Annotated in this window: 6 protein-coding genes; 2 read left to right on the top strand and 4 right to left on the bottom strand. The window is 72.3% G+C overall.

The window, feature by feature from the left end; translation table 11 throughout:
* Positions 1-256: 256 nt before the first annotated feature.
* On the bottom strand, positions 257-448 hold the full coding sequence (locus ACLQ25_RS27175; protein ID WP_425733617.1) for a DUF2795 domain-containing protein: 192 nt from the start codon (positions 446-448) through the stop codon (positions 257-259).
* A gap of 100 nt (positions 449-548) precedes the next feature.
* On the opposite strand from ACLQ25_RS27175, the gene ACLQ25_RS27180 reads away from it, so the two are divergent.
* Positions 549-1,805 (top strand): erythromycin esterase family protein, encoded by a 1,257-nt coding sequence (locus ACLQ25_RS27180; protein WP_425733639.1) that lies wholly within the window; start codon positions 549-551, stop codon positions 1,803-1,805.
* Positions 1,806-1,904: 99 nt separating this feature from the next.
* Here ACLQ25_RS27180 and ACLQ25_RS27185 read toward each other — a convergent pair whose 3' ends face one another.
* The 3 genes from ACLQ25_RS27185 to ACLQ25_RS27195 form a co-directional block, all read right to left on the bottom strand.
* Positions 1,905-4,109, bottom strand: a complete 2,205-nt coding sequence (locus ACLQ25_RS27185; protein WP_425733618.1) for an MMPL family transporter — start codon at positions 4,107-4,109, stop codon at positions 1,905-1,907.
* Positions 4,109-4,696, bottom strand: a complete 588-nt coding sequence (locus ACLQ25_RS27190; RefSeq protein WP_425733619.1) for a TetR/AcrR family transcriptional regulator — start codon at positions 4,694-4,696, stop codon at positions 4,109-4,111. The genes ACLQ25_RS27185 and ACLQ25_RS27190 overlap by 1 nt, the downstream gene beginning before the upstream one ends.
* A gap of 100 nt (positions 4,697-4,796) precedes the next feature.
* Positions 4,797-5,183, bottom strand: a complete 387-nt coding sequence (locus ACLQ25_RS27195; RefSeq protein WP_355052881.1) for a winged helix-turn-helix transcriptional regulator — start codon at positions 5,181-5,183, stop codon at positions 4,797-4,799.
* A gap of 122 nt (positions 5,184-5,305) precedes the next feature.
* Between ACLQ25_RS27195 and ACLQ25_RS27200 the strand changes: the two genes are divergently transcribed.
* A partial coding sequence (locus ACLQ25_RS27200) for an MFS transporter (protein WP_425733620.1) occupies positions 5,306-6,724 on the top strand: 1,419 nt, incomplete at its 3' end.

Consider the following 6,724-nt stretch of genomic DNA (forward strand, 5'->3'; position numbering starts at 1 on the left):
AACGACGTCAGCGAGCGACCAACACGATTTTCAGCCCGGAACGGGCCACCTCGCCAGAGGCGACAAGGACTAACCCCGTCCACCCCCACCGGTCCCACCCTCCCACCCTCACCCCCTCGCCGGACCCCGGTGATCAAGAGATTCGCGTCAGTCGCCACGGCGTGTCGTGACGCAAACCTCTTGATCACCGGGGTTCAGGCCGGGCGGCCGGGCGGTTGGGCGGTTGGGGGTCTGGGCGGCCGGGTCTGGGTGGGGGTTAGGTGGGGGTTGTTAGGGCTTCGGTTAGTTCTTCGGGGTTGTCGAACTGTTCGGGTGGTAGGGCCTGGAGCAGGTGCAGCATGGGTGTGTCGGCGCCGTTCTCCTGCGCCCAGCGGACGAGGTCCTCGCGGGAGACCGGGTAGTCGAGCCCGGCCAGGTACTCCTGCAACTGCACGCCTGACACGGTCATGTCGGTTGGCTACCCGCTCGTGTCAGGCGTACACGCTGACGGCGTGTCGGCTCACGACGCGCCGACGGTTTGTCGGCGTGAGCGCCGGGTAGCCGCTGCCATGCTGGTTCAGCGGCTCGGCGCGCCGAGCGACTTCGACCCGTTGCTGGAGCGCGTTCGGGACGCCCGGGTGGTGATGATCGGCGAGTCCACGCACGGCAGTTACGACTACTACCGGCTCCGTGAGCAGTTGACCCGTCGGCTGATCGCGGAGTGCGGCTTCTCGTTCGTGGCCGTGGAGGGCGACTGGCCGGACTGCGACCGGGTGCACCGCTCGGTCACCGCCGCGCCCGGCGGTGCCCTCGATCCGCAGAGCGCGCTGGAGGGCTTCGAGCGGTGGCCGACCTGGATGTGGGCCAACGCCGAGGTGGCGCGCTTCTGCCGGTGGCTGCGGGCGTGGAACCTTCAACGGCCGGACGGTGAGCGGACCGGGTTCCACGGGCTCGACGTCTACAGCCTCTGGGAGTCGATGCAGGCGATCTTCGACTACCTGGGGGAGGAGGACCCGACCTCGCTGGAGGCGGCGCAGGACGCGTACCGGTGCTTCGAGCCGTACGGCAAGCGGGTCGAGGAGTACGGCGCGGCCAGCCGGTTCGTCTCCGCCCGGTGTGAGGAGGAGGTGGTCCGGCTGTTGGCGCGTACCCGGGAACAGGCCATGTCGGACGGCCCGGACCGCTTCTCGGCCTGGCAGAACGCGGAGGTGGTGGCCGGCGCGGAGCGCTACTACCGGGCGATGGTGGCCGGCGGTCCGGACTCGTGGAACATCCGCGACACCCACATGCAGGACACTTTGGACCGGCTGCTGCACCGCTACGGCCCGGACGCCCGAGGGATCGTCTGGGCGCACAACACGCACGTGGGGGACGCGCGGGCCACCGACATGGCCACGGACGGCATGGTCAACATTGGTCAGTTGGCCCGCGAGCGGCACGGCGACGACGCGGTGGCGCTGATCGGGTTCGGCACCTACCGGGGCACGGTGATCGCCGCTCCCCGGTGGGGCTCGCCCTCGGAGGCGATGGTGGTGCCGCCGGCACGGGAGGGCTCGGTGGAGCGGCGGTTGCACGAGTTGATGCCCGAGCGGGCGGTGCTCGTCTTCGGCGGCGACGACCAGCCGGGCTGGGTCACCGAGCCGGCGGACCACCGGGCGATCGGGGTGGTCTACGACCCGAGTTTCGAGTCCTGGGGCAACTACGTGCCGACCCGCCTGGCCGCGCGCTATGACGCGCTCATCTGGTGCGACGAGACAACAGCCCTGCACCCGCTGGCGGTCCCCGCCGCCCCCGGCGAGATGCAGACGTACCCGGCCGGTGTGTGACCGGGCCAGCGCGGATCATGGAGTTGTGGTGCCCGTTGCGCCCTGACTCGGGCACTTCGTCCGGCACCACAACTCCATGATCGACCAGGTCGGGAGGACCTAGACCCTTGTGGGTTCCTGGGTTGTGAGGTGGTCGCGGAGGCCTTCGCCTTCGATGTCGACGTTGGGTAGGGCGCGGTTCAGCCAGCGGGGCAACCACCAGGCGCGGTCACCGAGCAGGGACATCACGGCCGGGACGATGGTCATGCGGACCACGAAGGCGTCGATGGCCACACCGATGGCGAGCGCGAAGCCCATCGACTTGATCACCGGGTCCTCGAGGAAGACGAAGCCCCCGAACACCGACATCATGATCAGCGCGGCGGCGGTGACCACCCGGGCGCCGTGCCCCATGCCGCTGATCGTGGCCGCCCGCGCGCTCTCGCCGTGCACGAAGTCCTCCCGCATCCGGGACACCAGGAACACCTCGTAGTCCATGGCGAGCCCGAAGAGGATGCCGATGAGCAGGATCGGCAGGAAGCTGATCAGCGGGCCGGGCGTGTCCAGGCCGACCAGGTCGGCGAGGTGCCCCTGCTGGAACACCGCCACCGTGATGCCGAACGTGGCGGCGACGGTGAGCAGGAAGCCCAGCGCGGCCTTGACCGGCACCAGCAGCGAGCGGAACACCAGCATCAGCAGCAGGACCGACAGCCCGACCACCAGCAGCAGGTAGACCGGCAGCGCGTCGGAGAGCTTCTCGGAGACGTCGATGCCGATCGCGGTGACGCCGGTGAGCAGCACGTCCGCGCCACGGATGCCGCTGACCGAGCCACGGATGTCGTGCACCAGCGTCTCGGTGGCCTCGTCGGTCGGGCCGGTCTTGGGCACCACGCCGAGCAGCGCCGTCCGGCCGTCCGGGCTGAGCTGCGGCGGCGCCACCGCGAGGACGTTCTCGGTACGTTGCAGCAGCGCGGTGACCTGCGGTACGGCGGCCGCGGTCGCCGGTGCGTCGTCGCCCGCGACGACCACCGCGAGCCGGCCCGTGAAGCCCGGGCCGAAGCCCTCGACGGTCAGGTCGTTCGCCACCCGGGCCGGAGAGCCGACGGCGGCCGTCGCCGCGCCCGGCAACGCCAGCCGCATGTCGGGCGTGGGCAGCGCGAGCAGCCCCAGGCCGAGCAGCCCGACCAGGATGACGGGTACGCGGAAACGGGTGACGAACCGGGCCCAGCGGAAGCCGAACCGGGTGCGGTCCTCGGCCGGGGCGGGCCGGTCGACGTCTGCGTCGGTGCCCGGCGTGCCGTCGTTGGCGAGCGCCCGCAGCCGGCGGGGGAGCACCCGGCGACCGGCGAAGCCGAGCAGCGCCGGCTGGAGGGTGATGGCGACGAGGACGGCCACGGTGACGGTGCCGGCGGCGGCGAGACCCATGACGGTGAGGAACGGGATGTCCACCACGGCCAGGCCGGCGAGCGCGATGACGACGGTGGCGCCCGCGAAGACCACGGCGGAGCCGGCGGTGCCGACGGCCCGGCCGACCGCCTCGTCCGGCGGCAGGCCGTCGAGCAGGTTCTGCCGGTGCCGGGAGGTGATGAACAGCGAGTAGTCGATGCCCACGGCGAGGCCGAGCATCAGCGCGAGGATCGGGGCCGTGCTGGTCAACTCGATGACGCCGCTCAGCGCGAACAGGCCGGCCATGCCGACGCCCACGCCGATCAGCGCGTTGAGCATGGTCATGCCGGCGGCTACCAGCGAGCCGAACGTGATGATCAGGACGATCGCGGCGACCAGGACGCCGAGCGCCTCGGTCGAGCCAATCTCGGGCTCCCCGCCCAGCACCTCACCACCCGGGGCGACCTGCCAGCCCTTCGCCTTGGCGGCCGCGCCGACCTCCTCGTACGCGGTCTTCTGCGCGTCGGTCACCTCGTCCGCCCCGGTGGCGAACTGGACCTGCACCAGCGCGTACCGGCCGTTGGGCGAGACGGCGCCGACCTGGAGCGGGTTGACCGCGCCGACGACGCCGGGCAGCGTCCCGGCCTGCTGGACCAGCTCCTGCACCACGGCCTGACCCTCCGGCGTGGCCAGTTGGCCGTCCCCGGGCGCCTTGAGCGTGATCGTCCCGGTGGCGCCGCTGGCCGCGGGGAACTGCTCGCTGAGCAGGTCCAGCGCGCGCTGACTCTCGGTTCCGGGCATGGTGAAGTTGCTCGCCGTCGGGCCGCGCAGGGTCGCCGCGGCGAGGCCGGCGCCGACGAGTACGACGAGCCAGAGCGCGACGACGAGCCGTCGCCGGCGCAGCGCGCCCCGGCCGAGCCGGTAGAGCAGGGTGGCCATCAGGAGTCCTTGTCCTCGGTCGTGGGTGGTTGGGGCTGGGGTGTCCCGACGGGTTCGACGGCCCGCCGGGCGAGGGTGAGCAGGGCGGGACGCAGCTCGTCGTCGGGGATGTCGACGAACTCGGCGCACGCCTCGGAGATGCCGGCCAGCAGAACCAGCGCGGCGATCCGGGCGCCGGGGCGGTCGGAGTGGCCGGCCAGCGCGTCGCGCAGCCGTTCGGAGATCTGCTGGATGTCGGCGAAGGCCGGCTGGCACAGCAGCTCCGGGAACTCGCCGCGCAGGACGGCGATCTCTCGCCGGAACCGGACCGCGAGGTCGACGAAGCCGACCGCGGCGACGTCCTGAGCGGCCGCGCCGGTCAAGCCGCTGAGCTGGTCGTCGAGGTCGGTCAGCACCGTGATGGCCGGTGCCATCAGCTCGGCGAGCAGGGCTTCCTTGTTGGCGAAGTGGTACAGCACGGTGGCCTTGGAGCAGCCGACCTCGCGGGCGATGTCCTGCAACGAGGTGCCCCGGTAGCCGGTCACCGCGAACCGTCGCGCCGCCGCGGCCAGGATCTCGCCGTGCGTCTCGGACACCGCTCTCGCCATCACCGGTCCACCTCCGTGAACCAGCATGCCTGACCGATCGGTCAGACCCTGACCGATCGGTCAGACAAAGCGGGTGGCGTTCCCCACACCCGGTTGCTGTTTAGTCCGCGTGCTCCGCGTCGTACCTGGTCCGTGCCTCGGCGATCGCCCGGCGGTGCCGTTCGGCCCAACTCGTCAGGGCCACCAGTGACTCGTACAGCTCCAGGGCCATCGGGGTGGCTACGTACTCGACCTTGGGTGGCACGGTCGGATAGACGGTGCGGTGCAGCAGGCCGTCGCGTTCCAGGTTGCGCAGGGTCAGCGTGAGCATCCGGCGGCTGATGCCCTCGATGTGCCGCTCCAGCTCGGTGAAGCGCACCGGGCCGTGCGAGGCCGCCACCAGGATGCCGATGCTCCACTTGCCGCCGACCCGGTCGAGCACCTCGCGGACGGTGCACGCCCGGGCCTGCCCCGGAGTGAAGGGCACGTTCCCGGGTGAGCAGGTCAGCTCGGCCTCCACCAGGGCGGACACATCGCTGTTCCTCTGGGACACAACAGTGCCTCCTTCCGCTCCCGCTCATGGTCACAGACGATGGCGTCGGTAACAAATCGTGCACCAAGGAGGATTCCGTGGAACGAGCGACCCCGTCCCGCTGGCCGGCGCTGCTGGTGCTGTGCGCCGGCAGCCTCATGATCATTCTGGATGGCAGTGTGGTGTCGGTGGCCCTGCCCGCCGTACAACGCGACCTGGGCTTCACGGCCGCCGGGCTGGCCTGGGTGGTCAACGCCTACCTGGTGGCGTTCGGCGGGCTGCTGCTGCTCGCCGGCCGTCTCGGTGACCTGCTCGGCCGACGCCGGGTCTTCCTGGCCGGCGTCGTGCTGTTCACCGTGGCCTCGGCGGCCTGCGCGGCGGCCAGTGGTCCGGCCCTGCTCGTCGGCGCGCGGTTCGGTCAGGGCGTCGGCGGCGCGCTGGCCATGGCGGTCAGCCTCGGCATGATCGTCCGGCTCCACCCCGAGCCGGCCGAGCGGGCCCGCGCCATCGCCGTCTACAGCTTCACCGGGGCGGCCGGCGCGTCCGTCGGCACGGTGGCCGGGGGAGTGCTCACCGAGCTGGCCGGCTGGCGCTCGATCTTCCTGGTGAACCTCCCGATCGGAGCGGCGATCCTGCTCGCCGCCGTCCGCCGGCTCCCCGCCGAGCGGGGCATCGGCCTGCGGGCCGGCCTCGACGTGCCGGGCGCCCTGCTCGCCACCGCCGGCCTGATGGCCGCCGTGCTGGGCATCGTGGGTACGGGTGAGCACGGCTGGACCAGCCCGCGAACCCTCGGCGCGGTGGCGCTCGCCGCGCTGCTGCTCGGCGGCTTCGCGGTACGCCAGCGAGTGGCGTCCACCCCGCTGCTGCCGGCCCGGCTGCTGCGCGTGCCCGGTCTGCTCGCGGCGAACGCCGTGCAGTTCCTCATGGTGGCCGCGTTCTTCGGCTTCCAGTTCCTGCTGGCCGTGGAGCTGCAACTGGTGCTCGGACTGGACGCGGCGGCGACCGGCTGGGCGTTCCTGCCCACGCCCGTCGTGATCGCGGTGGTGTCGCTCGGCCTGGCGGGCAGGCTGATCGCCCGCTGGGGGGCCCGAGCCGTGCTGGTGACCGGGCTCGGCCTGGCCGCCATCGGTTTCCTGCTGCTCGCCCGGCTGTCCGCCGACGGGAGTTACGTCGGCGACGTACTCCCGGCGATGTTGATCTTCGGGGTGGCCGGCGGCCTGACCCTGCCGGCGGTCACCACGCTGGCCATGGCCGGCGCGACCGACGCCGACGCCGGGCTCGCCTCCGGTCTGGCCAACACGACCCAGCAGGTCGGGGGAGCGCTCGGCCTGGCGACGCTGGCGACCCTCGCGGCGGCCCGCAGCGACGGCCTGCGGGCCGCCGGTCAGGCCGAGGTGGCCGCGCTGGCCGGCGGTTACCGGGTGGCGTACGTGGTGGCCGCCGCCCTGGTGCTCGCCGCGCTGCTGGTGGCGCTGGGCACCGGGCCACGGCGGTCGGCCGCCGGGCGGCCCGACGAC

This window comes from Micromonospora sp. DT44, assembly GCF_049841635.1.
Taxonomy (GTDB): Bacteria; Actinomycetota; Actinomycetes; order Mycobacteriales; family Micromonosporaceae; genus Micromonospora.